Annotated in this window: 32 protein-coding genes; 12 read left to right on the forward strand and 20 right to left on the reverse strand. The window is 59.6% G+C overall.

The genetic code is table 11. The annotated features are described in order from the left end of the window. Positions 1–80 precede the first annotated feature (80 nt). Positions 81–668, forward strand: coding sequence for a DUF1285 domain-containing protein (locus tag ACW9UQ_RS04835; RefSeq protein WP_458929868.1), 588 nt, complete (start codon positions 81–83; stop codon positions 666–668). A 42-nt stretch (positions 669–710) separates the two neighbouring features. Here the strand turns inward: ACW9UQ_RS04835 and ACW9UQ_RS04840 are convergent, their stop codons facing one another. The 4 genes from ACW9UQ_RS04840 to def (ACW9UQ_RS04855) are packed head-to-tail and all read right to left on the reverse strand — an operon-like array spanning position 711 to position 2,946. Then, on the reverse strand, positions 711–941 hold the full coding sequence (locus ACW9UQ_RS04840) for a GlsB/YeaQ/YmgE family stress response membrane protein (RefSeq protein WP_458929869.1): 231 nt from the start codon (positions 939–941) through the stop codon (positions 711–713). 25 nt (positions 942–966) lie between these two features. Continuing rightward, complete coding sequence (fmt, locus tag ACW9UQ_RS04845) at positions 967–1,869, reverse strand: methionyl-tRNA formyltransferase (protein WP_458929870.1); 903 nt, start codon at positions 1,867–1,869, stop codon at positions 967–969. Then, positions 1,869–2,372, reverse strand: coding sequence for a peptide deformylase (gene def, locus ACW9UQ_RS04850; RefSeq protein ID WP_458929871.1), 504 nt, complete (start codon positions 2,370–2,372; stop codon positions 1,869–1,871). The genes fmt and def (ACW9UQ_RS04850) overlap by 1 nt, the downstream gene beginning before the upstream one ends. A 55-nt stretch (positions 2,373–2,427) precedes the next feature. Continuing rightward, entirely contained in the window at positions 2,428–2,946 is a 519-nt protein-coding gene (gene def, locus ACW9UQ_RS04855; RefSeq protein ID WP_458929872.1) for a peptide deformylase, read from the reverse strand. Between the two features lie 106 nt (positions 2,947–3,052). On the opposite strand from def (ACW9UQ_RS04855), the gene ACW9UQ_RS04860 reads away from it, so the two are divergent. The 5 genes from ACW9UQ_RS04860 to ACW9UQ_RS04880 all read left to right on the forward strand — a co-directional run bounded on the left by ACW9UQ_RS04860 (position 3,053) and on the right by ACW9UQ_RS04880 (position 8,196). Continuing rightward, positions 3,053–4,228 carry a MalY/PatB family protein gene (locus ACW9UQ_RS04860; RefSeq protein ID WP_458929873.1) on the forward strand — a complete coding sequence of 392 codons (1,176 nt, stop codon included), beginning with the start codon at positions 3,053–3,055 and terminating at the stop codon, positions 4,226–4,228. A gap of 78 nt (positions 4,229–4,306) precedes the next feature. Then, positions 4,307–5,533, forward strand: coding sequence for a multidrug effflux MFS transporter (locus ACW9UQ_RS04865; RefSeq protein ID WP_458929874.1), 1,227 nt, complete (start codon positions 4,307–4,309; stop codon positions 5,531–5,533). Between the two features lie 117 nt (positions 5,534–5,650). After that, entirely contained in the window at positions 5,651–6,613 is a 963-nt protein-coding gene (locus ACW9UQ_RS04870; protein WP_458929875.1) for an HpcH/HpaI aldolase/citrate lyase family protein, read from the forward strand. Between the two features lie 113 nt (positions 6,614–6,726). Then, complete coding sequence (greA, locus tag ACW9UQ_RS04875; RefSeq protein ID WP_458929876.1) at positions 6,727–7,197, forward strand: transcription elongation factor GreA; 471 nt, start codon at positions 6,727–6,729, stop codon at positions 7,195–7,197. A 21-nt stretch (positions 7,198–7,218) separates the two neighbouring features. Next, on the forward strand, positions 7,219–8,196 hold the full coding sequence (locus tag ACW9UQ_RS04880) for a hypothetical protein (protein ID WP_458929877.1): 978 nt from the start codon (positions 7,219–7,221) through the stop codon (positions 8,194–8,196). 227 nt (positions 8,197–8,423) lie between these two features. Here ACW9UQ_RS04880 and ACW9UQ_RS04885 read toward each other — a convergent pair whose 3' ends face one another. From ACW9UQ_RS04885 to ACW9UQ_RS04910, 6 genes are all read right to left on the reverse strand, one after another. Beyond that, positions 8,424–9,674 carry a molybdenum cofactor synthesis domain-containing protein gene (locus ACW9UQ_RS04885; protein ID WP_458929878.1) on the reverse strand — a complete coding sequence of 417 codons (1,251 nt, stop codon included), beginning with the start codon at positions 9,672–9,674 and terminating at the stop codon, positions 8,424–8,426. After that, positions 9,671–10,162, reverse strand: coding sequence for a molybdopterin-guanine dinucleotide biosynthesis protein B (gene mobB, locus ACW9UQ_RS04890; protein WP_458929879.1), 492 nt, complete (start codon positions 10,160–10,162; stop codon positions 9,671–9,673). Before mobB ends, ACW9UQ_RS04885 begins: the two co-directional genes overlap by 4 nt. Continuing rightward, positions 10,159–10,761: a molybdenum cofactor guanylyltransferase MobA gene (mobA, locus tag ACW9UQ_RS04895; protein ID WP_458929880.1), complete on the reverse strand. Its 603-nt coding sequence runs from the start codon at positions 10,759–10,761 to the stop codon at positions 10,159–10,161. The genes mobB and mobA overlap by 4 nt, the downstream gene beginning before the upstream one ends. Continuing rightward, positions 10,758–11,252 carry a hypothetical protein gene (locus ACW9UQ_RS04900; protein WP_458929881.1) on the reverse strand — a complete coding sequence of 165 codons (495 nt, stop codon included), beginning with the start codon at positions 11,250–11,252 and terminating at the stop codon, positions 10,758–10,760. Before ACW9UQ_RS04900 ends, mobA begins: the two co-directional genes overlap by 4 nt. A 76-nt stretch (positions 11,253–11,328) precedes the next feature. Continuing rightward, positions 11,329–11,856, reverse strand: a complete 528-nt coding sequence (locus ACW9UQ_RS04905) for a hypothetical protein (protein WP_458929882.1) — start codon at positions 11,854–11,856, stop codon at positions 11,329–11,331. Next, complete coding sequence (locus tag ACW9UQ_RS04910) at positions 11,849–12,715, reverse strand: formate dehydrogenase accessory sulfurtransferase FdhD (RefSeq protein ID WP_458929883.1); 867 nt, start codon at positions 12,713–12,715, stop codon at positions 11,849–11,851. The genes ACW9UQ_RS04905 and ACW9UQ_RS04910 overlap by 8 nt, the downstream gene beginning before the upstream one ends. 102 nt (positions 12,716–12,817) lie before the next feature. On the opposite strand from ACW9UQ_RS04910, the gene ACW9UQ_RS04915 reads away from it, so the two are divergent. Next, a complete protein-coding gene (locus ACW9UQ_RS04915; RefSeq protein ID WP_458929884.1) occupies positions 12,818–13,528 on the forward strand; it encodes an AzlC family ABC transporter permease in 711 nt (236 codons plus the stop codon). Next, positions 13,525–13,848, forward strand: coding sequence for an AzlD domain-containing protein (locus ACW9UQ_RS04920; RefSeq protein WP_458929885.1), 324 nt, complete (start codon positions 13,525–13,527; stop codon positions 13,846–13,848). The genes ACW9UQ_RS04915 and ACW9UQ_RS04920 overlap by 4 nt, the downstream gene beginning before the upstream one ends. A gap of 304 nt (positions 13,849–14,152) precedes the next feature. Here the strand turns inward: ACW9UQ_RS04920 and mscL are convergent, their stop codons facing one another. From mscL to ACW9UQ_RS04935, 3 genes are all read right to left on the reverse strand, one after another. Then, complete coding sequence (gene mscL / locus ACW9UQ_RS04925; protein WP_458929886.1) at positions 14,153–14,581, reverse strand: large conductance mechanosensitive channel protein MscL; 429 nt, start codon at positions 14,579–14,581, stop codon at positions 14,153–14,155. A 586-nt stretch (positions 14,582–15,167) separates the two neighbouring features. After that, a complete protein-coding gene (locus ACW9UQ_RS04930; RefSeq protein ID WP_458929887.1) occupies positions 15,168–15,623 on the reverse strand; it encodes a YtoQ family protein in 456 nt (151 codons plus the stop codon). A 42-nt stretch (positions 15,624–15,665) separates the two neighbouring features. Then, positions 15,666–16,295 carry a hypothetical protein gene (locus ACW9UQ_RS04935; RefSeq protein ID WP_458929888.1) on the reverse strand — a complete coding sequence of 210 codons (630 nt, stop codon included), beginning with the start codon at positions 16,293–16,295 and terminating at the stop codon, positions 15,666–15,668. Positions 16,296–16,425: 130 nt separating this feature from the next. Here ACW9UQ_RS04935 and pheS point away from each other — a divergent pair, with 130 nt between their 5' ends. Further along, complete coding sequence (gene pheS / locus ACW9UQ_RS04940; protein ID WP_458929889.1) at positions 16,426–17,499, forward strand: phenylalanine--tRNA ligase subunit alpha; 1,074 nt, start codon at positions 16,426–16,428, stop codon at positions 17,497–17,499. Positions 17,500–17,723: 224 nt separating this feature from the next. Here pheS and ACW9UQ_RS04945 read toward each other — a convergent pair whose 3' ends face one another. After that, positions 17,724–17,915 (reverse strand): hypothetical protein, encoded by a 192-nt coding sequence (locus ACW9UQ_RS04945; protein ID WP_458929890.1) that lies wholly within the window; start codon positions 17,913–17,915, stop codon positions 17,724–17,726. 245 nt (positions 17,916–18,160) lie between these two features. Here ACW9UQ_RS04945 and pheT point away from each other — a divergent pair, with 245 nt between their 5' ends. Together pheT and ACW9UQ_RS04955 are read left to right on the forward strand one after the other, a co-directional pair. After that, positions 18,161–20,566 carry a phenylalanine--tRNA ligase subunit beta gene (gene pheT / locus ACW9UQ_RS04950; RefSeq protein ID WP_458929891.1) on the forward strand — a complete coding sequence of 802 codons (2,406 nt, stop codon included), beginning with the start codon at positions 18,161–18,163 and terminating at the stop codon, positions 20,564–20,566. Further along, the gene (locus ACW9UQ_RS04955; RefSeq protein ID WP_458929892.1) at positions 20,566–21,741 is read left to right on the forward strand and encodes an FAD-dependent oxidoreductase; all 1,176 of its coding nucleotides are present in this window, start codon (positions 20,566–20,568) and stop codon (positions 21,739–21,741) included. Before pheT ends, ACW9UQ_RS04955 begins: the two co-directional genes overlap by 1 nt. Positions 21,742–21,912: 171 nt before the next feature. On the opposite strand, the gene ACW9UQ_RS04960 is transcribed toward ACW9UQ_RS04955, so the two are convergent. Genes ACW9UQ_RS04960 through ACW9UQ_RS04970 form a run of 3 tightly spaced genes read right to left on the reverse strand, consistent with a single transcriptional unit; the run spans position 21,913 to position 22,982 of the window. After that, complete coding sequence (locus tag ACW9UQ_RS04960; RefSeq protein WP_458929893.1) at positions 21,913–22,449, reverse strand: cytochrome b; 537 nt, start codon at positions 22,447–22,449, stop codon at positions 21,913–21,915. A 55-nt stretch (positions 22,450–22,504) separates the two neighbouring features. Next, entirely contained in the window at positions 22,505–22,849 is a 345-nt protein-coding gene (locus tag ACW9UQ_RS04965) for an EF-hand domain-containing protein (RefSeq protein WP_458929894.1), read from the reverse strand. Between the two features lies 1 nt (position 22,850). Beyond that, entirely contained in the window at positions 22,851–22,982 is a 132-nt protein-coding gene (locus ACW9UQ_RS04970) for a hypothetical protein (protein WP_458929895.1), read from the reverse strand. 198 nt (positions 22,983–23,180) lie between these two features. On the opposite strand from ACW9UQ_RS04970, the gene ACW9UQ_RS04975 reads away from it, so the two are divergent. Further along, positions 23,181–23,540 carry a MarR family winged helix-turn-helix transcriptional regulator gene (locus ACW9UQ_RS04975; protein WP_458929896.1) on the forward strand — a complete coding sequence of 120 codons (360 nt, stop codon included), beginning with the start codon at positions 23,181–23,183 and terminating at the stop codon, positions 23,538–23,540. A 485-nt stretch (positions 23,541–24,025) separates the two neighbouring features. On the opposite strand, the gene rplT is transcribed toward ACW9UQ_RS04975, so the two are convergent. The 3 genes from rplT to ACW9UQ_RS04990 all read right to left on the reverse strand — a co-directional run bounded on the left by rplT (position 24,026) and on the right by ACW9UQ_RS04990 (position 25,809). Then, positions 24,026–24,388: a 50S ribosomal protein L20 gene (gene rplT / locus ACW9UQ_RS04980; RefSeq protein WP_458929897.1), complete on the reverse strand. Its 363-nt coding sequence runs from the start codon at positions 24,386–24,388 to the stop codon at positions 24,026–24,028. A 12-nt stretch (positions 24,389–24,400) separates the two neighbouring features. After that, a complete protein-coding gene (gene rpmI / locus ACW9UQ_RS04985; protein WP_458929898.1) occupies positions 24,401–24,601 on the reverse strand; it encodes a 50S ribosomal protein L35 in 201 nt (66 codons plus the stop codon). 152 nt (positions 24,602–24,753) lie between these two features. Continuing rightward, a complete protein-coding gene (locus ACW9UQ_RS04990; protein WP_458929899.1) occupies positions 24,754–25,809 on the reverse strand; it encodes a glycosyltransferase family 61 protein in 1,056 nt (351 codons plus the stop codon). Between the last annotated feature and the right edge of the window lie 267 nt (positions 25,810–26,076).

Genomic DNA, 26,076 nt, shown 5'->3' on the forward strand with positions numbered 1-26,076 from the left:
ATCACCGGCCGCCAATTCCTAACTGCTTTGACCAAATACTCTAGCAAACTATTGTCACGATAGCGAAGGACAAACTGGACATGACCAAAAACACCCCTGATCAGAACTCCGTGATGCCCGATGCAGGCGCGCTGGCAGCGGCTGCAAAACAGGCCTCAGCCCGCGGCCCGGCCCCGGTGCATCTGTGGAATCCGCCCTTTTGCGGCGATCTGGACATGCGCATCACGCGCGATGGCACCTGGTTCTATCAGGGCACACCGATTGGCCGCGCGCCGATGGTGCGGCTGTTCTCCACCATCCTGAAACGCGAGGGGGACAAGTATTTTCTTGTCACACCTGTAGAAAAAGTCGGCATCACCGTAGATGACGCGCCTTTTGTCGCAGTGGATTTTGATGTCACCCCGGACGGCCTGCGCTTCACCACCAATGTCGGCGATGCCGTGACCGCCAGCCCGGACCACCCGATCCGCGTCGCAATTGCGCCAAAGACGGGTGAGCCCAGCCCCTATATCCTGATCCGCAGCAATCTAGAGGCGCTAATCGACCGCAAAAGCTTCTATCGGCTGGTAGAACTGGGAGAGCATCGCCAACAAGACAATCAAAGCTGGTTCGGCATCACCAGCAACAAAACCTTCTTTCCAATGATCCCCAGCGATCAACTCGGCTAAGCGCCGCGCCTGGTGCCGCGCAAACACCATTCACCAAGACCGCTAACGCCCCTCAATAAAGGTCTTGTAGCCCCAGATCAGCAGAATCACCCCGATAAAAGCCCCAAGGAACCCGCCGAACAGGCCCAAAAGCAGCCGCACCACGATCCCCCCGAACAATGCGCCAATAACCCCCAGCGCAACAGTATGAGGCACAGGCAATTCCATACCCATCGCCCGCGTCGCCAGAAATCCAGCTGCCGCACCGACAATCAAAAGCCAAATAAGTCCCATGGCGTGCCCCCTTTCCCCTTATAACTTAGGAAAGGCAGACCCCCGGTTCCAGTGCAAAGCCCCGCAGAAAATCCTCCGCCGCCATCGGCCCCTTACCCGCCCGCTGCAACCGCAGCAACCGGATCGCCCCAGCCCCGCAAGCAATAGTGGTCCCGCGCAACACAGTGCCCGGCGCGCCCGCGCCCTCAGCCATCTCCGACTGCAAAACCTTGATCCGCTCGCCCTGCACCTCGAACCACGCTCCGGGAAACGGCGACAGGCCCCGGATATGCCGATCCAGATCAACCGCCGACCGGCTGAAATCCAGCCGCGCCTCCTCCTTGTCGATCTTGGCCGCATAGGTCGCGCCCTCTTCGAGCTGCGCTGCCGCAGGCAAAGGCAACGCCGCCAGCACATCCACAATCAGATCCGCCCCCATCGCAGACAACCGATCATGCAAAACGGCCGTCGTGTCAGATGCCGCAATCTCCGTCTCAGCACAGCGCAGCACCGGCCCGGTATCCAGCCCCGCCTCCATCTGCATGATACACACGCCGGTCCGATCATCGCCCGCCATGATCGCCCGATGGATCGGCGCCGCCCCGCGCCAGCGCGGCAGTAACGAGGCATGAATATTCAGACATCCCAATTTCGGCGCATCCAGCACCGCCTGCGGGAGGATCAGCCCATAGGCCACCACCACCGCCACATCCGCTCCCAGCTCCGCAAAAGCCGCGCGCTCCGCCGCATCCTTGAAATTCAGCGGATGCCGCACCTCCAGCTCCAAAGCCTCCGCCCGCGCCTGCACCGGTGAAGGCCGCTCCTGCTTGCCCCGCCCGGCCCGGCGCGGCGGCTGGCAATAAACCGCCGCCACATCATGCCCGGCTGCAACCAGTGCCTTCAGCACAGGAACCGAAAACTCCGGCGTGCCCATGAAAACAATCCGCATCAACGCGCCTCCCGTTTCTGCCGCTTGGCGTATTTCTCCAGCAGCATCCGCCGCTTCACGGGCTTCAGCCGGTCGAAAAACAGCTTGCCGTCCAGATGATCAATCTGATGCTGGACCGAGGTCGCCCAAAGCCCCACCAGATCCGTCTCGGCCACTTGCCCATCCTGATCCAGATACCGCACCGTCACCGCCCGCGGACGCGCAACAACCGCCGAAAATCCGGGCAAATTCGGGCTGGCCTCTTCATGCTCCCGCAATTTGACCGAAGCATGCAAAACCTCAGGATTGGCCATCCGCAACGGCGCATGATCCGCCCCCGCATCCACCACAATCACCCGGCGCGCCACGCCAAGCTGCGGGGCCGCCAAGCCGACACCGGGCATGGCATACATCGCTTCAAGCATCTCCTCCCAAAGCGCACGGACCGCATCATCAACCGAATCCACCGGTTCGGCCACCCGCTTCAGCCGGGGGTCCGGCCACATCAGAAAAGACCGCGCCATCCCCGCCCCTTCATTGTTCTCAAAATATCCCCGCCGGAGGCATAAAATCAGGCGCTCACGCCCGCATCTGTGCCTTCTTCAGCTTTTTCATCTTGTTGGTGATCATCCTGCGCTTCATCGCACTCAGATAATCAATGAACAACCGCCCGTTCAGATGATCCAGCTCATGCTGCGCACAAACCGCCCATAACTCATCGCACTCGCGCTCCTGCAGCTTGCCGTCCTGATCCAGATAGCGCAGCGTCACGGCTGCGGGCCGGGTCACATCATCATAGATATCCGGGATCGACAAACAGCCCTCTTCCGCCGTCACCACCTCGTCCGAGGCACGGATGATCTCGGGATTGATACAGATCGTCGGCTCCTTGCCCTGCTCCTCGCGATGGCAGTCCATCACGAAAATCCGCTGCATCACCCTGATCTGCGGCCCGGCCAGCCCGACACCCGGTGCATCATACATGGTTTCCAGCATATCATCCGCCAGGCGGCGAATGGATGCGTCAACCTCCTCTACCGGCGCACATGGCTTTTTCAGGCGGGGATCGGGGTGCAGGATGATGGGCCGTACTGTCATATCCCCGGATTTAGGCGATCCGCTGATGGGCCGCAACCAGCGCTTTCGGACTTGCGCCCGGTGCCCCAGCGGCTAGCTTGGGACCAAATCGTGTGAGGTAGGTGGCATGAACTTCAATTTCGACACCCTGATCGACCGACGCAAAACCAACAGCGTCAAATGGGATATGCTGGAGAAAATCTACGGCGTCTCGCCCGAGGATGGCATTGCCATGTGGGTGGCGGATATGGATTTCCGCGCCCCGCCCGCAGTGACACAGACGCTGAAAAACATGGCCGAACACGGGCTTTACGGCTATTTCGGCGATGACCGCGCCTATAAAGCCTCCATCATCGACTGGATGCGCCGCCGCCAGGACTGGCGGCTCGAGCCGGACTGGATCGAAACCACCCACGGCCTGGTCAATGGCACGGCCATCTGTGTGCAGGCCTTCACCAAACCTGGCGATGGCGTTATCCTGTTCACCCCAGTCTATCATGCCTTTTCCAAGGTTCTGAAAGCCAATGGCCGCAAGATCGTAGAATCCGAACTGGTCAATAATGACGGCCGTTATGAAATGGACCTCGACGCGCTGGCCGCCAAACTGACCAAGCGCGACAAGATGGTGATCCTGTGTTCGCCGCATAACCCGTCAGGCCGGATCTGGTCGGTGGATGAATTGCGCAAACTGGCCGATTTCTGCGCCGAGCATAAGCTTTTGCTACTCTCGGATGAAATCCACCACGATCTGGTCTTTGACGGCCACGGCCACACCGTCCTGCCCAATGCCGCGCCCGAGCATATGGACCGCATCATCATGCTGACCGCCGCGTCCAAGACCTTCAACCTTGCGGGCGGACAGACCGGCAATGTGATCATTTCTGATCCCACCCTGCGCGAAAAATTCCGCAAGGTGAATGACAGTCTGGGCCATGGCGGCAACCTGTTCGGCTTCATGATGACCACCGCCGCCTATGCCTATGGCGAGGACTGGCTAGAGGCCCTGCTGCGATACCTCAACGACAATCGCAAACTGTTTGACGAAGGCATCAATGCGATCCCCGGCGTCAAATCCATGGAAATGGCCTCCACCTATCTGGCCTGGGTCGATTTCGCCGATACCGGCATGAGCCTTGATGACGTGCTGGAGCGTGTGCAGGGCAAAGCCCGGGTTGTGCCAAACCACGGCCCGACCTTCGGCAAGGGCGGCGAGACGTTCCTGCGGTTCAATTTCGCCACCCCGCGCCCCCGCCTGCGCGAAGCAATTTCCAGACTGCAGGATGCGTTTTCCGACCTGCAATAGGTTTTACCCCCGGGATGACTGGTCCCGGGGCTCGTTTGTTTTATTTGAAGTTAACCACGTCCCGTTACGAGGTCTTTCATGACGTCCAAACCCGCCCCGCTGCCAGACCGCGTCTGGCTTCAGCGCACGTCGCCGCCGCATCTGGCGACGATGGTGCTGATGGCGGGTATGGGGCCGCTGGCCATGAACATCCTGCTGCCCTCGCTGCCCGCCATGGCAACTTATTTCGAGACCGACTATGCGCTGGTGCAGCTGGCGGTCTCGGGCTATCTGGCGATGACCGGGGCGCTGCAACTGATTATCGGGCCGCTCTCTGACCGGTTTGGCCGCCGCCCGGTGGTGCTGGCGGGATTGGGCATCTTTATCCTCGCCTCGCTGGGCTGTGCGCTGTCCACCAATATCTGGATGTTCCTGGCCTGCCGCATGCTGCAGGCCAGTGCTGCCGCCGGTATGGTCCTGTCCCGTGCTGTGGTGCGCGATATGGTGGAATCGCATAAAGCAGCCTCGATGATTGCCTATGTCACCATGGGCATGGCGGTGATCCCGATGATCGGGCCAACGATAGGCGGATATCTTGGCGCACATCTGGGCTGGCAGGCATCATTCTGGCTCACATTCGTGGTCGGATTGATGGTGATCGTTTTGGTCTGGCTGGATCTGGGCGAGACCAACCAATCGCAATCCTCGTCCCTATCAAGCCAGTTCCGCAGCTATCCCGAGCTGATCCGCTCCCGCCGTTTCTGGGGCTACACCCTTGTCGCAACCTTTTCCTCCGGCGGTTTTTTCGCCTTTCTGGGTGGCGCGCCCTGGGTTGCCAACGAAATTCTTGGCATCTCTCAGGACCGGGTCGGCCTCTATTTCGCGATGATTGCGATTGGCTATATCTTGGGTAACTACATATCCGGCCGCACAGCCGAACATCTGGGCATGAACAAACTGATGTTGGCCGGTGCCATTGTCGCCACGGTGGCGGGACTGATCGGCCTGATGCTGTTTGCCGCCGGGATCGTGCATCCACTTTCGCTGTTTGGACCGGTCGCATTTCTTGGGGTCGGCAACGGTCTGACCCTGCCCTCGGCCAATGCAGGGATCGTCTCGGTCCGACCCAAGCTGGCGGGCAGCGCCTCGGGCCTTGGTGGGGCAATGACCATTGGCGGTGGGGCCATACTGGCCGCCGTCACCGGCGCGCTGTTGACCAAGGAAACCGGGGCCTACGCGCTACTGGGCATGATCAGCCTGTCCTCCGCGCTCAGCATAATCGCCGCGATCTATGTCATGGTCCGATCCAGCAATATCAGCGATTGACCTTTAATATCAGCGATTGACCTTTTCGCAGTCGCAGCATTTTCGGCTTGACATATACGCGTAATATTGTGATCTCAACGCCCATCAAAGTGTAATAAAATTACCCCAAGGATTACCATGAGCTTCAAGGTCCAGCCCAGCCCCCGCCCGCGCCCCAATCGCTGCCAGCTGTTCGGCCCCGGCTCCCGCCCGGCCATCTTTGAAAAGATGGCCGCCTCGGACGCGGATGTGATCAACCTGGACCTTGAGGACAGCGTTGCCCCCGATGACAAGCCAGAGGCACGCAAAAATGTCATTCAGGCGATTGGCGATATCGACTGGGGCCAGAAAACCCTCAGCGTGCAGATCAACGGTCTGGACACGCCCTATTGGTATCGCGACGTCGTCGATCTGATGGAACAGACGGGCGAGCGGCTGGACCAGATCATGATCCCCAAGGTCGGCAATGCCGCAGACATCTATGCCGTCGATGCGCTGGTCACCGCAGCGGAAACCGCAAAAGGCCGGTCGAAAAAAATCGATTTCGAGGTCATCATCGAAACCGCAGCAGGCCTTGCCCATGTCAACGACATCGCCGCCGCCACCCCGCGCCTTGCTGCGATGAGCCTTGGGGCCGCCGATTATGCTGCGTCGATGGGCATGGCCACCACCGGGATCGGCGGGACACAGGAAAACTATTTCATGCGTGCCCCCGATGGCAGTCAGCACTGGGCCGACCCGTGGCATGCCGTCACCGTCGCCATCGTCGCCGCCTGCCGCACCCATGGCGTGCTGCCGGTCGACGGACCATTCGGCGATTTTTCCGACGATGAAGGCTTCACCGCGCAGGCCCTGCGCTCCGCCACACTTGGTATGGTCGGCAAATGGGCCATCCATCCCAAACAGGTGGCGCTGGCCAATCAGGTCTTTACCCCCTCGGACGATCAGGTCGCCGAAGCCCGCGAAATTCTGACCGCGATGGAGGATGCCAAAGCCTCCGGCCAGGGTGCCGCCGTTTACAAGGGCCGCCTCGTCGATCTGGCCTCAATCCGGCAAGCCGAGGTGATCGTCCGCCAGGCCGAGATGATCGCCGCCAGATAAACCGCCCGACCTTTGCCCAATCTCACACCACGCGTCGCCAGCGCTTGAACTGGCGCGCCCGCGCGCCTATCGTTCCAAGGTCCAGCAGGACAGTCGATCCACGGAGAAGAGATTTGGAAAAGATACCCCTTACAAAACGGGGCTACGACAAGCTTGATGCAGAGCTGAAGCAGCTGAAATCCGAGGCCCGCCCGAATGTGATCCGGGCCATCGCAGAGGCGCGCGAACACGGCGACCTATCGGAAAACGCCGAATACCACGCCGCCCGCGAACAGCAGAGCCATATCGAGGGCCGCATAAAGGAACTCGAAGGCATCATCGGGCTGGCCGATGTGATTGATGCGACCAAGATGTCCGGCTCCATCAAGTTCGGCGCAACGGTCGAGATTGTCGATTGCGACACCGACAAGAAAATCACCTATCAGATCGTCGGTGAGGCCGAGGCTGATATCGAAGCCGGTCTTCTGAACATCAAATCCCCCCTCGCCCGCGCCCTGATCGGCAAGGAAGAGGGCGACGTGGTCGAGGTGAACACACCGCGCGGTCAGAAAGACTATGAAATTCTGTCGGTGAAATACGTCTAAGGCAGAGCATCGGGGGGCAGGATGCAACTGCACGAACCACAACCGCCAGCGATCTATCGCAAGGCCGCCATCGTACTCAGCCTGCTTTGGGCCGCGATTGTGCTGGGCTATGGCTTTGGCCATCTGGGCGGGGGCATCGTCTCGGTCATGATGACCCTTTTGGCGATGCTGGTCGTCCTGATCGTCCCCATCGCCGCCATTTGGGGGGTGGAACGTCTGGCCAGCTCGCTGGCCCAGACCAACGCCAAGCTGATGGCACTGGACGCCGAGATCCGCCAGCGCGCCGGTGTCAAACCCGCGCTGCCCGACATGCGCCCGGTCGAGGAACTGGGCAAGCGTGTCAACAAGCTGGAGGCGCTGGAGAAACAGGTCGCAGAGCTCGCCGCCCTGCCCCGCCTGGCCCCTGCGCCGCAGCCAGGCCTGCCCGCAGCACCTGATGAGGTCACACCAAAAACCCCGCCTCAACCGTCAAAATCGCCGGACCCTCAGCCCGAATTGCCGATCTTCGAGCCGCCCGGCGATGTCACCCTGTCGCGCCCCCAGATCGTGCGCGCCCTGAACTTCCCGCAGGATGCCGCAGATACGGACGGGTTTGCTGTGCTGCGTCAGGCGCTGGCCAGCCGCCATCTCGCCCAGCTTTTGCAGGCGGCCGAGGATTGCCTGAATTTCCTGTCGCAAGACGCCCTCTATATGGACGATCTGCTGATCGCCCCGGCCTCTGCCGATGACTGGCGCGCCTTTGCCAAAGGCGGCCGGGCCCGCGCCTCGCTGCTGCCCATGCAGGGCATTCGCGACGAAGAGGCGCTCGCCCAGGTCCGCACCCGCATGCGCGCCGACCCGATCTTTCGCGACACCGCCCTGGTGCTGCAACGCCGCTTCGACGACTTCCTGTCCGTCTTCGCGGCCGAGGCCGATGACAGCGAGTTGCTCGACCTGATGAACACCCGTACCGGCCGCGCCTTTGTCCTGTTTGCACAGGTCAACGGGTCGCTGGATTGATATGTTCCGCTGTGTAAATCATCTGCAGTGACGACACCCGCAAAGTGCTGAGCCGCGCATCGCCGAGCCGTGGTGCGGCGATGCACCAGCTATTCAGATCGCTTTATCCCAGCACCAGCGCGCTTCACCCGCTCAAGGCACCAAGACCACCCCAATCGCCGTGCCGCCGGGACGGCTCGGCGATGCGCGGCGGCCTTAGGCCTTTGTTCCGCGCTGGAACGGCATCCCTAAATCCCAAACCCCTCATAAGGCAGAAACCGCACCGGCATTCCCGGCTGCACATCCAGCGCATCATCGGGCAACTCTACCAGCCCATCCGCCCAGCTCAGACCCGAAATCCGGCCCGAGCCTTCGGATTGAAACACCTCGACCCCGCCTGCCACACGGCGCGCCCGCAAGTATTCCCGCCGCCCCGGCTTCTTGGATTTCGCAAACGCCGCAGGCAGGGTCTGCGCGGTCGCTTCACACCAACCCTGCCCGGACATCAGACAAAGCGCGGGCCGCACAAAGATCAACGCACAGACAAAGGCCGCAACCGGATTGCCCGGCAGACCAAAAACTGGTGTGCCGTCCCAAACGCCCAGCGCCAGCGGACGGCCCGGTTTGACCGCAATACGCCAGGTCTCAATCGCACCATGCGCCTTCAGGGCGGCAGAGACATGATCCTCATCACCTGCCGACGCCCCGCCGGAGGTCAGGATCGCATCACAGCGCGTGGCCGCATCGGCCAGCATCCCGGTCACCGCCTCGGCCCGGTCCGGGGCCTGCCCCAGATCGACCAGATCAAAGCCCCAGCGCCCGATCAGCGCCGACAGCATCGGACGGTTGGCATCGAATATCTGATGCGCCAGCGGCACCTCGCCCGCCTGCACCAACTCGTCACCAGTGGACATAACACCGATGCGCAGCGGTGTGCGCACCGAAACCGTCGAACAGCCCAAGGCTGTCAGCAAAGCCAGATCAGCAGGCCGCAGCCTGTGCCCGGCGGGCAGAACCTCTACCCCTTCCAGAACATCCTCGCCCGCCTTACGGGTATTGGCGAAAGGCTTCAGGCCCGCCGCAAACCGCAATACCGCGCCGTCAACCTCCGCATCCTCCTGCAACAGCACGGTATCGACACCCTCGGGCAACATGGCCCCGGTCAGAATTCGCAGCGCCTGCCCAGCAGGCAAGCTGCCCTCAAACGGCACCCCGGCAGCCGCGCGCCCCTGCATCAGCGGCAGCGAAATCTCCGCCCCTCCGGGCAGGCTGTCGGCGGCAAAGCCATAGCCATCAACGGCCGAATTGGCATAAGGCGGGTTGGACCGCGCCGCGACAGCTGCCTCTGCCAAGATACGCCCATCCGCTTGCCCCACCGGCACAGTTTCCGCCCCTGCAATGCAGGTCAGCCCATCCCGCAGCCGCGCGAGCGCCTCATCCACCGGGGTCCAGTCAACACCGGGCGGCAAAGCGAAACAGTCATTGGCCAGCTTCTTCATCCCAGATCCTTCAGGATAAACGCGGCAATCGCCGGGATATCATCCAGCGGCAGCACCGGCTGCGTCACCGCAAACCCCTCCGGGTTGCCCGCCACCGCGCGGATCGACGGCATGCTCAGCGCCAGCGGCTCGCGCCCCTTGGCCTCCCGAAACACCTCGATCTTGGGATGAGCGTTGTTCTTGTAGCCTTCGACCAGCACCAGATCGACCGGGGTCATCTTGGGCAACAGCTGCTCCAACTCCCACTCATCCTCGTCGCGCAATTCATGCATCAGGGCAAAGCGATTGCGCGAGGCAAGCATCACCTCCGACGCCCCCGCGACGCGGTGCTTATGGCTGTCGCGCCCTTCCTGATCGACGTCAAACGCATGATGCGCATGCTTAATGGTGGACACCGTCAGGCCCTGCCCCGTGAAATGCGCCACCAACCCCGCCACCAGCGTCGTCTTGCCCTGATCCTTCCAGCCGGTGATCCCGTAAACCTTCATAAACCTGCCCTGAGTTCCGCCAGATCCTCTGGCGTGTTAACATTGAAAAATGGGTCCGGAGAGCCCTCAAACACCGCCTTGGCGCAGCCATGCGGCTCTGTCCATGCGACAACTTTGGAGATGCCAGCACCCAGCGCCGCGCGCAAATCCTCCCGCAGGCTGACGGGCCACAGACCAAATGTCGGATGCCGCGCCAATCCCCGCTCCGGATCCGGCGTCATGGCCATCGCCAAGGGCACGCCCGCCTCTGCCCGCGCCTCCTGCAATCGCGCAACCAGATCAAGCGGCAGCATCGGCGTATCCCCCGCAGCCGTCACAATCACCTCCGCCCCTTGCGCCGCCGCATAATCTATCCCCGCCAGCACCCCGGCCAAAGGCCCGGCAAAGCCGGAAATGCTGTCCGGCACAACCGGCAGATCAAACGCCCCGAATCGCGCCGGATCCCCATTGGCATTCAAGACCAGCCCATCGCATTGCGGCCCCAACCGCTCCACAATGATCTCCAGCAAAGTCCGCAACCCAAGCGCCAGCAAACACTTGTCACCCCCGCCCATCCGCGTCGCCTGCCCGCCAGCCAGAATCACCCCAAGCGGTTTCATGCCGCGCGCCATTCACTAATGAGTTCCAATGCCTCTTGCTGCGTCAGACCCTCCGGCAAATCCTCGGCAAGGACAGGCAACATAGCGTCACCAAGCAACAACACAACAAAACCAGTGTCTGAGGCTACAATATTTCGAACATTCGTCCAGGAATACTCATACCTTCCCGCCTCAGTGATCGCGAGGATTCCATCCTTGGAAAAACAACCCTCGACCAAGGGACGCGTGCACAAATATTGGTCGAATTTCCGGCGAAACACCTTAGCGTTCAGATAGCTGGGCACAAAGCATAGGGCATACCCCATCACCACCCATAATGCCGGGCTCATCGCCAACGACGTCACTTGGCTAAAACTCACTGCCGTGATGAACAAGGCAAGTGATGCAATGAACGTAAGAAGACCGACGTAGCTATCCTCTCCCGCTATCCCCTTTCTGAACTTCGCAACCTCTACCCAATAGATACGCGACAGCTCCCGCGACCATCGCATCTTGCAGTCTATCTCTGACCTCACTGGACTCCCCCTGTCCTTCGTGTCGCCTGTCCGCCAACAACGACCAACTGTTTCATGCCGCACGCCACCGGTTGATCAGGTCCAGCGCCCTGTCATGGCCAAGCCCCTCAGGCAGGCACTCATTCGGCAAAGCCAGAAAGTTACTGCCGTAAAGGTTGATACCGATACCGGTTTCCATACTCGCAACCTTTTGCACCGCCCCCCATCGATACACGACATCAGCATGTGCTGAGCGCAGCTTGATCCCGTATTGATCAATCGTCACCGCCATCTTTCCGATGTTTTGCATCGCGCCATCTATCGTCTTGGCCGTGCTAAAGGAAACCGCGACAGCGACACCAACCGCCCCAACCAGGCCGATGACCAGCCCCACGGGGCCAGAGCTTCGCGCAGCGCGCACGGCCATTTCAGCCTCATAAGTCCCGGCCCAGAAATACAGCAGCGCATATCCAAGCCCGAGCACCAGAATAAACCCGACAACAATCACGACCACGGCCAGTGACTCAGGATCGGACACCTCGCCAAAACGATCGACGATTTCGCGATCCATTGTCAGGTCGTAGCGGATTTCCTCAAACATCCCCTGCCCCCTTCCGTCGCGCCGCCCTCGGCTCATCCCGCACCGCTGACAGATCAGCATCACGGATCACCCGTTCGTCCCCGCTCAGGCACAAGAACCGCTGGCCCCGCATACGCCCGATCAGGGTCAGACCGACCTGCCGGGCGATCTCTGCCCCCCAGGCGGTAAAGCCGGATCGGCTGGCCAGCACCGGGATGCCCATCAACGCCGTCTTGATCACCATTTCCGAGGTCAGACGCCCCGTCGTATAGAGCAGCTTATCCTCTGGCCCCATACCCTCCATCCGCATCCAGCCTGCGATCTTGTCGACAGCGTTATGACGCCCGACATCCTCCATATAGATCAGCGGCTCCGCCCCCCGGCACAGCACCGTGCCATGGATGGCACCGGCCTCCAGATACAGGCTGGGCATGGTGTTGATCTTATGCGCCAAGGCATAAAGGTCGCTGGTCCGAACCGGGGTGGGGGGCAGCTCCAGCCCCTCCAACCCCTCAATCATGTCGCCAAAGACAGTGCCGACCGCGCAGCCCGAGGTGCGGGTCTTTTTCTGCAGCTTATCCTCGTAATCCGTCTCCCGCGCGGTGCGCACCACCACCGTTTCGATTTCCTCATCGAAATCGACGGCCGTGATCTGGTCATCGGACCGCAGCATACCCTGGTTCATCAGGTACCCCACAGCCAGATAATCCGGGTAATCCCCAATGGTCATCGCCGTGACGATTTCCTGCCGGTTCAGATAGATGGTCAGCGGCCGTTCCTCGACCACAGCAATGCTCTGCACCCCGCCATGCTGGTCCACCGCATCAACACGGCGGGTCAATTTCGGGTTGGCCGGATCAGGAAGGATGGGTTTTGTCATGCAAGGCACCTTTCACTCCGGACGAAACCATTCCAATCGGTGAAACGCAAGATCGCGAAAAGTCGATTTACCTTGATCATGGCCCGGGTTAGGTCAGTGGGAATGACACAGCGGCGCTCCTCACACATATTCTGGCAAGGCGTTAAGGCCGGGTCCCCCTTTATTCTGGTGGTGGCACCGTTTGCGCTGCTGTTCGGCGTCGTCGCGACCGAGGCCGGCTTGGACCTGCTGCAAACCATGTCGATGAGCTTTCTTGTCATCGCCGGGGCCGCGCAGTTTACAGCCATTTCGCTGATGCAGGAAAACACACCGATCCTGATCGTGCTGGGCACCTCGCTGGCGGTTAACCTGCGTATGGCGATGTATTCCGCCTCGCTCGCGCCGCATATCGGATCGGCACCCCTGTGGAAACGGGCGCTGGCCGCTTATCTGCTGGTGGATCAATCCTATGGCGTGGCGGTCCAACGCTTTCAGGAAGACGTCAGCCTGACCGCTGCGCAAAAAATCACCTATTTCTTCGGCGTGGCCTTCGCCGTCTGTCCGCTTTGGTACGTAATGACTTTGATCGGCGCGCTGGTCGGCTCGGCCATTCCGCCGGAATATGCCCTGGATTTCGCCGTGCCGATCACCTTTATCGCATTGATCGCGCCCTGGCTGAAATCCCTGCCACATATCGCGGCGGCCTTTGTCAGCGTCACCGCTGCCCTGCTCTTTGCCTGGATGCCATACAAAACGGGACTTCTGGTCGCCGCCGCACTGGCCATGGCAACCGGTGCTTGTGTTGAACTTTGGCTGGAAAGGCGGCGCACATGATCCCCGACACGCTGATCTGGCCGGTGATCGTCCTGTTGGGCATCGGCACCTATCTGATCCGGTTTTCGTTCATCGGAATTATCGGGGATCGCGACTTGCCACAATGGGCCCTGCGGCTGCTGCGCTACGTGCCGGTTGCAGTACTGCCCGGACTGGTGGCCCCTATGGTGGTCTGGCCTGACGCCACAGGCGGCGTGCCAGATACCCCCCGGCTGGCCGCCGCCTGTGTCGCACTTGGGATCGGTGTCATAACGCGCTCTGTCCTTGGCGCCATCTTTGGCGGCATGGCAACGCTGTACCTGACCCAAGCCCTGCTTTAGCTTGACGCTGGCCTATAGCATCACATGAAATACCTGAGACATCAGGTATCATCGGGCGCATTGAAATCTCTGATTTCAGGCCGCGTTGGATATTCAGTTTTTTCGCATGATGCTTCAGGTGATATCGTTCCGGCGGGCCAATCCCTGCCAGGTGTCATTCGCAATATCGAGCCTAAGTGTTTCAGTGAGAACAATCTCCTTTGGTGAAGTGGGCCAAAGGGATTGTAGTGTCCCCGTCAGGTGGGGCGCTGTGCGCTAACGCACCGAAATGCGCCCCGGCAATGATAGCCGGGGCGCAATAGAGTCAGTTTTTCGCCAGAAGATCGCGGATTTCTGTCAGCAGATCGACATCGGTCGGTGCTGGCGGCTCATCAGACGCCTCTTCTTCCTCTTTCTTCGTGGCCGCATCCTTGACCCGGTTCACCATCTTGACCAACAGGAACACAACGAAGGCGATAATCAGGAAGTTGATCAGCGCGGTGATAAAGTTACCGTAGTTAAACGTGGCCGCACCGGCGTCCTGCGCAGCTGCCAGCGTCGTGTACTCGCCACCATCAAGCGTGATGAAGTAGTTCGAGAAATCTACACCGCCCAGGATCAGGCCGATAATCGGCTGAATCAAATCACCCACCAATGAGGTGACAATTGCGGTAAACGCGGCGCCGACGATAATGCCGACTGCCATATCCATTACATTGCCTTTGGCAATAAAGTCGCGAAACTCTTTTATCATCGCGGTTACTCCTTTTTCAGCCCCATGTATGCAGCGCCACCTTGCCAGATCGCGCGACGTAACACGAGTGTGCGCGCAAAACGGGTCTCTCAGGCAAGCTGAAACCAGATCAGGCCCCAAACCGCGCGCTTTGTGCAACATGTGGTGCAATCGCGCCGTTTATGCGTGTTTTTTGATACCAGAGCGATCACGGATTGACGGCGCGTTCCTGCCAGTTTGACCAATCTCGTCCTATCGGCTCTTGTCCGCATCACCACCGCGCCTTTAGCCTAGAATTAGCCACATTTTCAAATACTTAAATCTAAGCTCCTGGATGCATATCATCAGTACCAAAATGTCCAAATGCTCCGAAGCACCCGCCTGACAGGCAATTCCCGCCGCCGTTTTCAACCCGGCAAAAACCCACAGATTGATGCACTTTTTCTCAGTTTTCGCCCGACAAGGCGGCAATTTCCTACGAAAAGGACACGAAAAATCCGCTAAATTTCAAGAAATCTGACGCCAAGTCACCAAACCGGACCGGTCAGAAACGGCATTGCGAGCAGCAATCCAGAGCCCCTCAGCCACCTACCTCCGGGTCTCGCCCTTAGACAGGCAACCGACCGTTCAGCACATAATCCAGAATCTGCACAACCTGATCAGGTGTTTCCACCACCGCAAGGGCCGCGGCATCCACCTCTTTCAGCGCATGCTGATGATCCGCGCCATGCATCACGATCAGCGATTTGCCCAAGGCTGCCGCAAAACCCGCATCAAACGCGGCGTTCCACTGCTTGTACTGATCGCCAAACCGCACCACGACGATATCGGCCGCCTCGATCCCGCGCCGGGTCCGAATGGCGTTCAGCTTTGCGCCCTTATGGTCATGCCAGAACTTATCTGTTTCAGCCCCCATGATCCGCACACCGCAATCGTCCGAGGCCGCATGATCCGTAACAGGTGCCGTCACCGTCACATCCAGACCGGCCTTTGCAATGCCGTGCGCAATCTGGTCGCGCCAATCGGTGTGTATCTCACCGGAAAGATAAAGGGTCAGTGTCATGCCTTGGGACATAGCGCGCCGACGCCGCCCCGACAACCGGGATCAGAAGATGAACATATCCGCCGTGATATCCGCCACTGTCAGGTCCTTATCCGGGTTGCGCACCACCAGCGCATCCCTTTGGCCCATCTCGTCAATGATCACGATCCCGACCTTGCCATTGGCCCGCTGCTGTATCCGCAACTCTCCGAACGAGACATTGTAATCGCTCAAATCGATCCGGTCCTTGCCCGGCTCGAACCCTTCGATATTGTCGCGGGTCATGTCCTGCTGCAGGATAAACACATCCGGCAGCGGCGTGCCCCGCAGCACCTCAACCAAGCCCGGTGTGTCTTCGAAGATCGACTGCACAGGCGGTTCGGGCCGACCTGTGTCAAAGATGAAATCCGTCTCGTCCAGCAGGCTGCCGCCGGGCGGCACCACGGCAGGCATCTCAAACGTGACCCGAACAAACTCGTCCCGCACAAAAACCTTGTACTCCGTCACGCTGATCTGCTGCACCATCACCGAGTCCCATGTCACATCAAACCGCGTCAGATCAATGCGATCCACACCATCCTGAAAATTCCGAATGTAGTCCTTGAAGCCGTCGCGCAACAAATCAAAAACATCCGCGCCGGGCTTGCCGCGCATCAGATTGGTGCCTGCGATATCGGCGATGATGTTGGGCATTCCGGCCTCCTGCTCCTGATGATCCGTCTTTCCTGACCGGTTTTGGTTAAGACTAGTTTAAGGTCAGCGTTTGCATTCCTCCGGCGCTGTGCTACGTCTCGCGACCGGTACGGACTGAGGCGCTGGGAACATGGACGATCTGGATCGCATCAAGCAGACATATCTGGCACAAATCGAAAGTGCCGGTGATGAAGCCGCCTTGGAAGAGGTGCGCCTGACCGCCCTTGGCAAAAAGGGCGAGGTCAGCCTGAAAATGCGCGAGCTGGGCAAGATGAGCCCCGAGGAACGGCAGGTCGCCGGGCCCGCGCTAAACGCGCTGAAAACGGAACTGAACGACGCCCTCAACGCCCGCAAAGAGGCCATCGCCGATGCCGCCCTTGATGCCCGCCTTGCTGGCGAATGGGCCGATGTGACCCTGCCGGGCCGCCCCCGCGCCCAAGGCTCGATCCACCCGGTCAGCCAGGTCACCGAAGAGGTGATCTCGATCTTTGCCGATCTGGGATATGCGGTGGCCGAAGGCCCGCAGATCGAAACGGATTTCTACAATTTCGACGCGCTCAATATCCCGCCGGAACATCCCGCCCGGCAGGAACATGACACGTTCTACATGCACCGGCCCGATGGCGATAATGAACCGCCGCATGTGCTGCGCACCCATACCTCACCGGTGCAGATCCGCCATATGGAAGCGCATGGCGCGCCCTGCCGGATCATCGCGCCCGGCCGCGTCTATCGTGCCGACTACGACCAGACCCACACGCCGATGTTCCATCAGGTCGAAGGGCTGGCGATTGACCGCGATATCTCCATGGCCAACCTGAAATGGACGCTGGAAGAATTCTGCCGGACATTCTTCGAGGTTGATCAGGTCGAACTGCGCTTCCGCGCCTCCCACTTCCCCTTCACCGAACCCTCCGCCGAGGTGGATTTGCGCTGCTCCTGGCAGGACGGCCAACTGAAGATCGGCGAGGGCGATGACTGGATGGAAATCCTCGGCTCCGGCATGGTGCATCCAAAGGTGCTGGCCGCAGCAGGCGTTGATCCGGAAAAATGGCAGGGCTTTGCCTTCGGCATGGGCATTGATCGCATTGCGATGCTCAAATACGGCATCCCCGACCTGCGGGCATTTTTCGAATCCGATCTGCGATGGCTGCGCCACTACGGCTTTTCAGCGCTGCGGGTGCCGACAAGGTATGCTGGGTAAAACTGTCTGAAACGTCGCAGGTCAACTTAAACCTGGGTTATCTCGGGAAACTTCACTTCGTTTCGATTTCAACGCATTAGATGATGCGTTATGTCTCGGGTATTTCGCGAGATGCTATAAGCAAAGCCGCAGCGCTCGCTACATATCAGCATCTATTAAATTTTGAAGCACGATGCGTTTCGGATTTGTCCCGAAACGCTTTAGCCGAGCGTCAGAGTAGAAAACTACTCATCAACACCGTCAACCGCCTTGGCGGCCTGGCTTCCGACATGCTCACCAGCTTCTTCCATAGCGCCCTGAAACCAGCCGATCATCACAACGACGTTGATCGCGACGATAGACGCAGTCAGAACAACCCAATCAACGGTGACGGCACCACTTTCGTCGGCGAGTTTTAACTTTAGCTTTCCCAACATAGCGAAAGCACCTCCAAGACCTACTGTCGCATTCCCGACTATCCTTACGGATAAAAGCGGCAAGATTGTGATTAGGGTCCGATCAAAAGCTTTCCGTCAGGTAAATTTATCCAATACATTCAAATAATTAGTTGTTTGCAAGCGTCGACCGCGGCCTTGGCCAAGGCCGCGCAAGATGCGCCCTTTCACTGCGCCGCATCATCCTCTAAAAGCATCTCCGACCACGTAAAACACGGAAATGACCGATGAAATTCACGCTGTCCTGGCTGAAAAAGCACCTCGAGACAGAGGCTTCGCTTGAGGAAATCGTCTACGCGCTGACCGATCTGGGCCTCGAGGTCGAAGGCGTCGAGGACCCGGCAGAGCGGCTGGGCGTGTTTAAAATTGGATATATTAAGGCGGCGGAGAAGCACCCGGATGCCGACAAATTGCGCGTCTGCACCGTCGAAACCGCCGACGGAGACCAGCAAATCATCTGCGGCGCGCCCAACGCGCGGCAGGGGATTCGCGTGGTTGTTGCCCGTCCCGGCGACTATGTGCCGGGGATCGACACCACAATTCAGGTCGGAACGATTCGCGGCGTCGACAGCTACGGCATGATGTGTTCCGAGCGGGAACTGGAACTTTCCGACGAACATGACGGCATCATAGAACTGGGCGACGACGCACAGGTCGGTGACCGCTATATCGACTATGCGGGCAAAAACGACCCGGTGATCGAGATTGCGATCACCCCGAACCGGCCCGACGCGCTCGGCATTCACGGCATCGCCCGGGATCTGGCGGCCCGCGGCCTTGGCACGCTCAAGCCGCTGCCAGCGGCCGATATCGCCGGTTCCTTCAAAACCTCGATCAACGTCACCATCGCCCCGGAAACTCAGGCCAAAGGCTGCCCGCTATTTTGCGGCCGCCTGATCAAAGGCGTCAAAAACGGCCCATCGCCGCAATGGCTTCAGGACCAGCTAAAGGCCATCGGCCTACGCCCGATCTCGGCCCTTGTCGATGTCACCAACTACTTCACCTACGACTGCAACCGCCCGCTGCATGTGTTCGACGCCGACAAGGTAAAGGGCGATCTGCGTGTCGGCTTCGCCGAAGGCGGCGAAACGCTGACCGCACTGGATGAGAACGACTATACCCTCACCCCCGGCATGATGGTGATCACGGACGACAACGGCCCTGAATCCATCGCTGGTATCATGGGCGGGCTGGATACCGGCTGCACCGACGACACCGTCAATGTCTTTGTCGAAAGCGCCTATTGGGACCCAATCATGATCGCCCAAACCGGGCGCAAGCTAAAGATCAACTCCGACGCGCGCTATCGCTTTGAACGCGGCGTTGATCCGGCCTTCACCCCGCAAGGGCTGGACATGGCCGTCGCGATGATACTGGAGCTTTGCGGCGGCGAGGTTTCTGACATGGTCACGGCCGGATCCGTCCCCGACACCGCCCGCAGCTATCAGCTGACCCCGGCGCGGGTCGTCTCGCTGGTTGGGATGGACATCCCGGCAGACGAACAAGCTCGCATCCTCGAAACCCTCGGCTTCAGCGTCACAAAAGGCGATGTGTTCGACGTCGCCGTGCCCTCCTGGCGCCCGGATGTTCTGGGCGAGGCTGACCTCGTGGAAGAGGTGGCGCGCGTCGCCTCCCTGACCAAGCTTGAGGGCAAACCGATGCCGCGCCCCGCAGGGGTTGCCAAACCGGTGCTGACCACAACGCAAAAGCGCCAGTCCACCATCCGCCGCACCATTGCCGCGCTGGGCTATAACGAATGCGTCACCTATTCCTTCATCGACCAGAAAGCCGCAGCACTATTCGGCGACGATGACGATACGGTGCGCCTTGCCAATCCGATCAGCGCCGATATGAGCCATATGCGCCCATCCCTGCTGCCCGGCCTGCTCTCCGCAGCCGCCCGCAATCAGGCACGCGGCTTCGGCGACCTGTCCTTGTTCGAGCTTGGCCCGATCTGGGCCGGGGGCGAGCCTGACGATCAAAGCCTGAACGTCACCGGTCTTTGCATCGGCCACACCAGCGCGCGCGACCCTCATGGCAGCCGCCGCGCCGTGGACCTCTATGATGCCAAAGCCGATGCCGAAGCCGCACTTGCCGCCATCGGGGCCCCGGCCAAACTCATGACCCTGCGCACCGCCCCCGGCTGGTTCCACCCGGGCCGCTCCGGCGTGCTCAGCCTTGGCCCGAAAAACCCGCTGGCCGCCTTTGGCGAGGTTCACCCAAAGGTCCTGAAAGCCATGGGGGTCAAGGGAACCGCCGTGGCCTTCACCGTCTTCCCCGACGCCGTGCCGCAGCCGAAAAAGCAAACCGCAACCCGCGCCGCGCTGCAAATTTCCGACCTGCAAGGGGTGGAACGCGATTTCGCCTTTGTCGTCGATGAGGATGTCGAGGCTGAAAAGCTGCTGCGCGCCGCACAAGGGGCCGACAAAACCCTTATCGAAACCGTCTCGGTCTTTGACGTCTTTTCCGGCGACAAGGCCGTCGCCCAGCTTGGCGAAGGCAAGAAATCAATCGCCCTGGCTGTCCGCCTGCAACCCAGCGACAAGACCCTGACCGAAAAAGACATCGAGGCCGTCGCCGAACGCATCGTCGCCCAGGTCACCAAAGCCACCGGTGCAACCCTGCGCAGCTGATGCGGATCGCGATTGCGGGCTGCGGCATTGGCGGCCTGGCCGCCGCCGGGTTTCTGGCCCGCACCGGGCATGAGGTCACGATCTATGAACGGTTTGACAGGCCCAGGCCGGTTGGCTCGGGCCTTGTCATTCAACCCGTGGGTCAGGCGGTCCTCGACGCTCTGGGCGCGGGACAGGCCGCCCGCAAACTAGGCACCCCCATCACCCGGATGCTGGGGCACGAGGTCGACAACGGCCGCACCGTCCTTGATGTCAGCTACACCCGCCCGGGCCGCCCCCGCTTTGGCCTCGCCATGCACCGCGCCGCCCTGTTTCAGGTGCTGCATGATCAAGCGATGCACGCCGGGGTCCCCATCCAGACCGGATGCGACATAACTTCAGCCGACAATGGCAGACTAAACCTCGCCGATGGCCGCACCGAAGGCCCCTTCGATCTGATCATTGACGCTTTGGGTGCCAGCAGCCCCCTGCGCCGCAACCCGGGCCAGGCGCTCAGCTATGGCGCGATCTGGGGCACCATCGACTGGTCGGAAAAACTCGGCCTCGCCCCCGATCTCCTGCAACAACGCTATCGCCGCGCCGACCATATGCTGGGCATCTTGCCCATTGGCCGCATGCCGGGCAGCCCGGGCCAGAAAGCCGCAATATTCTGGAGCCTGCCGGTCAACACCTACCCCACCTGGCGCGCCACCCCGTTGGATCACTGGAAATCGCAGGCCCAGACGCTTTGGCCCGAGTTTGCCACCTGCCTCAGCCAGATCACCGATCACAACCAGATGACACTGGCCCGCTACGCCCACGGCACACTGAAACGCCCCTATGCCGACCGTCTGGTGCATATCGGCGATGCCGCCCATCTGGCCAGCCCGCAACTGGGCCAAGGCGCAAACATGGCCCTGCTCGACGCCGCCGCCCTGGCCGAAGCCCTCAGCGCACTCCCCCTGCCCGAGGCTCTACCCCGCTACGTCGCCCTGCGCCGCTGGCACGTCCGCCTCTACCAGACAATGAGCTGGGCCTTCACCCCCATGTACCAATCCGACAGCCGCACCCTGCCAATCCTCCGAGACCACATCCTAACCCCCATCAGCCGCATCCCCCCCATACCAGGCATCCTAAGCCGCCTGGTCTGCGGCGAACTGGGCTGGGCCGGATCAAAAGCGGCGCGTGTCCGCTAACGGCAATGCGTGGGTAAGCGTTCTAAGCTCCTACTCCGTAGCGACTTTGCTCAAGAAGCGAACTTTCGCTGCGGACGCGTCAATTGCTGCCCTGCAAGCTCCTAAACACAATAAATCAATGTCGGCGCGACAGAAATGTGGAACAAGCTCCCGACCTCAGTTCGGCCTCCTCTATTGGTCGCGCCCAAACCACATCCGAGAAATCAAGCCGTCCCTTTGGACGAAGTGATGATACAGAGCTGCTCCGATATGCAACAACATCAGCGCGATCATCAAACGTGCTCCAACACCGTGAGGGAAGCGGGGAGCGTATTCTTTGAAATCGGGAAGTTGCGCTTCGGAACCACCCATTACGATTGTACCGGCACCTGACATGGCCATCATTGCAATCCCGCTGCCCACCATTGCAAGGATCACGATGTAGAATAGAAAATGTACCGCTTTCGCCGATTTCTCCTGCCGCGTTGGGGACCCTTCAACCGGCGCAGGTTTGCGATCAAGAAAGAACCACCAGATGATGCGAAAAAGCGTCAGCAGAAGGATCAGAATACCCAAAGGAACGTGGACTCTTAGAAGCGTAGCTTTCGCGGCACTGTCGTCCAACATGCCGATGCGGAACCCTGACCCCAAAAGAATCACGATCAACAACGCGGTAATCCAATGAATGGCGATCGCAACCGTTCCATATCGTTTGTCGGTGCTTTTCATGGGTCAGCTCCTCAGCTTAATAGAAAAAGGCCGGGTAAACCCGGCCTTCAAGTGTTTACTGCTCCAAAAGCGCAGCGCGATACGCCCGACCTACAATATAGGCCGTTGTGAATTCTTCCTCGCTTAACATCGCATCATTGTTCAAATCAGCGCGGCGAAAATCATCTACCATGGATTTATTGTATTCACTGGAACTGATTTCACCATCAGCATCGCGATCCCACATCGCAAACAGGACGCGCCGTGCGGTATCATAACGCTCTAGCTTAATAGCATCATCACGGACATTGTACTCAAAGCCAAAGTCGAAATCGGCAAATTCTTCATATGTGATGCTCTCATTATCATCCTGATCCATTGCAGCAAAGATGCTTTTGCCGAAGTTCGTGAAAGCACCCATATCAAGCAATCCGGCCGAATTTACATTCGGCGGAATTAAACACGGTCAAGGCAAGCTCTTTCCCGGGGTTGATTTCTTCAGCATGTGCGGGCCCGGCTAGTCCCATGACACAAATAATTGCAAGTTTTTTCATAGCGGCGGTCTCCGTGTTTCAGTCAGTTGCTACACTCATCTGGTGAGTTTAGGCTGAAAGTGTCAGTACGACAACATGCTGTCAATTTGGAGTAGGCAGGTTTTGAACGCAACGTGGACCAAAGAAGGTGAAGCTGCGAGCCACTTGATCATGGAGGTCTTTAGGCTGAATGCTCAGTTGCTCCACGCAGGAGATGACTTGGTCGCAGATTTGGGGCTGACGAGTGCCCGTTGGCAGGTTTTGGGAGAGCTTGCTCTTGTAGAGCGCCCTCAACCTGTTTCTTGGCACGCGCGAGCTATGGGAATATCCCGTCAGGGCTTTCAGAGGACCGCCAATGCGTTGCAAAAAGAAGGGTTGGTCAGCTTTGAGGCGAACCCCAAACATAAACGTGCCCGTCTTGTTATGCTAACGCCCAAAGGCAGACAATTGTATGATGCGACAATAGCGCGGCAGGTTCCATGGGTTAACAGGCTTGTTTGCGATCTTTCATCCGAGGACATCACCACATCGCTTCGCGTCGTGAAAAGGCTCAGCAACCTGCTGAAGCAAGCTCGCTGATGTCGTGATCGCATCCCATTTCTCCAACCAAGACATTGAGGTCCTGGTGCCGCATTACAGTGTCTTGCGAAATACCTGAGACATTACGCATCATCGAACGCGTTGAAATCTCTGATTTATGGCAGCCTTGGATGAGTAAGGCTTTTCGCAGGACGCTCTAGCCGGCGCTCAAAGCGAAGATTTTCCAAATAGGCAAAGATAATCGCTTCTGCCCTCGTGTGGCAGGTGTGCTCTGCCAAAAGCTTCGTAAGAAAAGGCAAAGTGCAACAGAAAATAGCGCCATCAGGCAGGTCTGCCCCACCAATCCCCGACTATTTCACTCGCAATACGCTTGCCATACGCCTGCCATACGCTTGCTGGCACCCGATTTCCCTTGGGCGGCGGTGGTCGGAAGGGGCGCAGTCAGCGTGGTGCCTGCGGTCCCTCTCCCAACAAAAAACCCCGGCGTCTGGCCGGGGTTTCATGCTGTTTCGATGTGGTCTGGCTTAGGCCAGCGCGGCTTTCGCCTGATCCACGATGGCGTTGAATGCCTCGGGCTCATGTACGGCCAGATCCGCAAGCACCTTGCGGTCCACCTCGATCCCGGCTTTCGCCAAGCCATTGATGAACTTGGAATAATTCAGCTCTGCATCATGGGCGCGAACGCCTGCATTGATGCGCTGGATCCAAAGCGCGCGGAAGTTGCGCTTTTTCGCCGCCCGGTCCCGGGTGGCATACTGCATCGCCTTATCGACCGCCTGGGTCGCTGTGCGGAAGTTGCGGCGACGTGCGCCATAGTACCCCTTAGCCGCCTTGACCACCTTGCGGTGACGGGCATGGGTCGTGGTTCCGCCTTTTACGCGTGACATATCAAACCCTCCTTAGCGATTATACGGCATGTAGCCCTTGACGATATTCTCATCCTGCTTGGACAAGGTCGTCGTACCACGGGCCTGACGGATAAATTTCTTGGAGCGTTTAATCATGCCGTGGCGTTTGCCGGCCTGACCGGTGACCACGCGGCCAGAGGCCGTCACCTTGAAGCGCTTTTTCGCGCTCGACTTGGTCTTCATCTTGGGCATTTTCGTCTCCTTGATCGAAACGTTGCAGTCGGACAGGCCGCGGCAGCCCATTTCAGCCGGGCCTGTCAGTTGAAGCGCGGTGTATACTGCGGGCTGAGCATGCTGGCAAGCTCTATTTTCCTGGGGTTGGCGGCCCCGTTGCTGTCAACGGGTTACCGCAGAAATGCACACAGACAGTCCCTAAGGGCGCTGAAATTGTCCACATGCCAGGGCTGCAGGCGCGCATCCTCCGGGATAGAGGGATCAAACTCCTGATACAGCGCATAGCGATGCCCGAACTGCAGCGCCATCCGCAGGAACAGGCTGGACCGGCATGAGGGGTGCTGTATCTCGAACACCTGCGTCCCCGGACGGCAATAGGCCATCTGAACCAATGCCGCCCCATGTGCCGCGACCACAGCGTCAGCATTGCGAAACAGCGTGACCTGCTGAAGCGGATCAAGATCCGCCAGCACAACTTTGGTGAAGCCCAATGGGCGCAGGAACTCAAACACCTGATCCTCGTCCAGGAACGGTCGCTTTACTGCATCGGCGCGGGAAATGAACAGGCGACGAGGCGTCTGTGCGTCAACCTCGCCATGCGCCGCGATACGACCAAGAAGCGCGACAACCTCCTCCCCCCATAGACCGGTTGGCGCGTGGCCAGAGACAGCAAAAGTCGAGGTCGACATAAAAGAACAGCTTTCCATCTCATAGACACCGCGCATATGGGTCCTGGTCGCCAGCGCGGACATACCACCAAGCGCAAGGGTGCTTTCCTGCCAAGCCGAGCGAAACGCGGGCATCAGGACCTGATCGCTGTCGCCTTCGTGCAACAGCAAACCGGGCAGGCATTCGGCCATCCAGTGAAAGAAATTATGGAAGGTGCTGTTTGTCCCAATGCAGGAATGCCCTGAAATCCGCCGCGTCGGCTCTTCGCGCCACTGGGCATAATTTCCGATCGACAGATCATAGTAGACCTGATCACCAAGACGGATCAGATGCTGCGGCAATTGCAATTGCACATCCTGAAGCATCACCCGCCTTAGGGGCGGGGCCGTCAGGTTTACTTCCGGCTGGCGAAAAAACTCATAGATGGGATTGTCCGAGGTAAGCTGAGTGGGGCTTACAAAACGGCGCTGACGGGCCGCTCGAAGGGTTTCAACACCAATGACACCTTGCGGCCCCTGCCCCTGCAACAACCGCGGTCGCGGTGATTTTCCCACCATCGTCGGGTTCCTGCCCAAGCCCTTTTGGTGCGGACGGTGGGACTCGAACCCACACTCCCTAAGGAAACGGATTTTCGTACCGCTACGGCTTTCGCCGCCCCACACGTTTCAAAACGAAACGCAAGGGTTTGCCAGTCTGGACTATCCCTTCACCATAGCCGTCCGGCCTTAGGTGCTGCCCGTCTAGTCTCTACACCTTCCCCGTTTCCGGGGCTTGGCTCGGGATTAGCATTCGGCATGGGTGCCGGGAAGCCTTCCCCGAATTTG

This window comes from Halovulum sp. GXIMD14793 (assembly GCF_054457435.1).

Coding starts and splice junctions, on each gene's coding strand:
- ACW9UQ_RS04835 (WP_458929868.1), top strand. CDS start 81: ATGACCAAAAACACCCCTGATCAGAACTCCGTGATGCCCGATGCAGGC.
- ACW9UQ_RS04840 (WP_458929869.1), bottom strand. CDS start 941: ATGGGACTTATTTGGCTTTTGATTGTCGGTGCGGCAGCTGGATTTCTG.
- fmt (WP_458929870.1), bottom strand. CDS start 1,869: ATGCGGATTGTTTTCATGGGCACGCCGGAGTTTTCGGTTCCTGTGCTG.
- def (WP_458929871.1), bottom strand. CDS start 2,372: ATGGCGCGGTCTTTTCTGATGTGGCCGGACCCCCGGCTGAAGCGGGTG.
- def (WP_458929872.1), bottom strand. CDS start 2,946: ATGACAGTACGGCCCATCATCCTGCACCCCGATCCCCGCCTGAAAAAG.
- ACW9UQ_RS04860 (WP_458929873.1), top strand. CDS start 3,053: ATGAACTTCAATTTCGACACCCTGATCGACCGACGCAAAACCAACAGC.
- ACW9UQ_RS04865 (WP_458929874.1), top strand. CDS start 4,307: ATGACGTCCAAACCCGCCCCGCTGCCAGACCGCGTCTGGCTTCAGCGC.
- ACW9UQ_RS04870 (WP_458929875.1), top strand. CDS start 5,651: ATGAGCTTCAAGGTCCAGCCCAGCCCCCGCCCGCGCCCCAATCGCTGC.
- ACW9UQ_RS04880 (WP_458929877.1), top strand. CDS start 7,219: ATGCAACTGCACGAACCACAACCGCCAGCGATCTATCGCAAGGCCGCC.
- ACW9UQ_RS04885 (WP_458929878.1), bottom strand. CDS start 9,674: ATGAAGAAGCTGGCCAATGACTGTTTCGCTTTGCCGCCCGGTGTTGAC.
- mobB (WP_458929879.1), bottom strand. CDS start 10,162: ATGAAGGTTTACGGGATCACCGGCTGGAAGGATCAGGGCAAGACGACG.
- mobA (WP_458929880.1), bottom strand. CDS start 10,761: ATGAAACCGCTTGGGGTGATTCTGGCTGGCGGGCAGGCGACGCGGATG.
- ACW9UQ_RS04900 (WP_458929881.1), bottom strand. CDS start 11,252: ATGCGATGGTCGCGGGAGCTGTCGCGTATCTATTGGGTAGAGGTTGCG.
- ACW9UQ_RS04905 (WP_458929882.1), bottom strand. CDS start 11,856: ATGTTTGAGGAAATCCGCTACGACCTGACAATGGATCGCGAAATCGTC.
- ACW9UQ_RS04910 (WP_458929883.1), bottom strand. CDS start 12,715: ATGACAAAACCCATCCTTCCTGATCCGGCCAACCCGAAATTGACCCGC.
- ACW9UQ_RS04915 (WP_458929884.1), top strand. CDS start 12,818: ATGACACAGCGGCGCTCCTCACACATATTCTGGCAAGGCGTTAAGGCC.
- ACW9UQ_RS04920 (WP_458929885.1), top strand. CDS start 13,525: ATGATCCCCGACACGCTGATCTGGCCGGTGATCGTCCTGTTGGGCATC.
- mscL (WP_458929886.1), bottom strand. CDS start 14,581: ATGATAAAAGAGTTTCGCGACTTTATTGCCAAAGGCAATGTAATGGAT.
- ACW9UQ_RS04930 (WP_458929887.1), bottom strand. CDS start 15,623: ATGACACTGACCCTTTATCTTTCCGGTGAGATACACACCGATTGGCGC.
- ACW9UQ_RS04935 (WP_458929888.1), bottom strand. CDS start 16,295: ATGCCCAACATCATCGCCGATATCGCAGGCACCAATCTGATGCGCGGC.
- pheS (WP_458929889.1), top strand. CDS start 16,426: ATGGACGATCTGGATCGCATCAAGCAGACATATCTGGCACAAATCGAA.
- ACW9UQ_RS04945 (WP_458929890.1), bottom strand. CDS start 17,915: ATGTTGGGAAAGCTAAAGTTAAAACTCGCCGACGAAAGTGGTGCCGTC.
- pheT (WP_458929891.1), top strand. CDS start 18,161: ATGAAATTCACGCTGTCCTGGCTGAAAAAGCACCTCGAGACAGAGGCT.
- ACW9UQ_RS04955 (WP_458929892.1), top strand. CDS start 20,566: ATGCGGATCGCGATTGCGGGCTGCGGCATTGGCGGCCTGGCCGCCGCC.
- ACW9UQ_RS04960 (WP_458929893.1), bottom strand. CDS start 22,449: ATGAAAAGCACCGACAAACGATATGGAACGGTTGCGATCGCCATTCAT.
- ACW9UQ_RS04965 (WP_458929894.1), bottom strand. CDS start 22,849: ATGGGTGCTTTCACGAACTTCGGCAAAAGCATCTTTGCTGCAATGGAT.
- ACW9UQ_RS04970 (WP_458929895.1), bottom strand. CDS start 22,982: ATGAAAAAACTTGCAATTATTTGTGTCATGGGACTAGCCGGGCCCGCA.
- rplT (WP_458929897.1), bottom strand. CDS start 24,388: ATGTCACGCGTAAAAGGCGGAACCACGACCCATGCCCGTCACCGCAAG.
- rpmI (WP_458929898.1), bottom strand. CDS start 24,601: ATGCCCAAGATGAAGACCAAGTCGAGCGCGAAAAAGCGCTTCAAGGTG.
- ACW9UQ_RS04990 (WP_458929899.1), bottom strand. CDS start 25,809: ATGGTGGGAAAATCACCGCGACCGCGGTTGTTGCAGGGGCAGGGGCCG.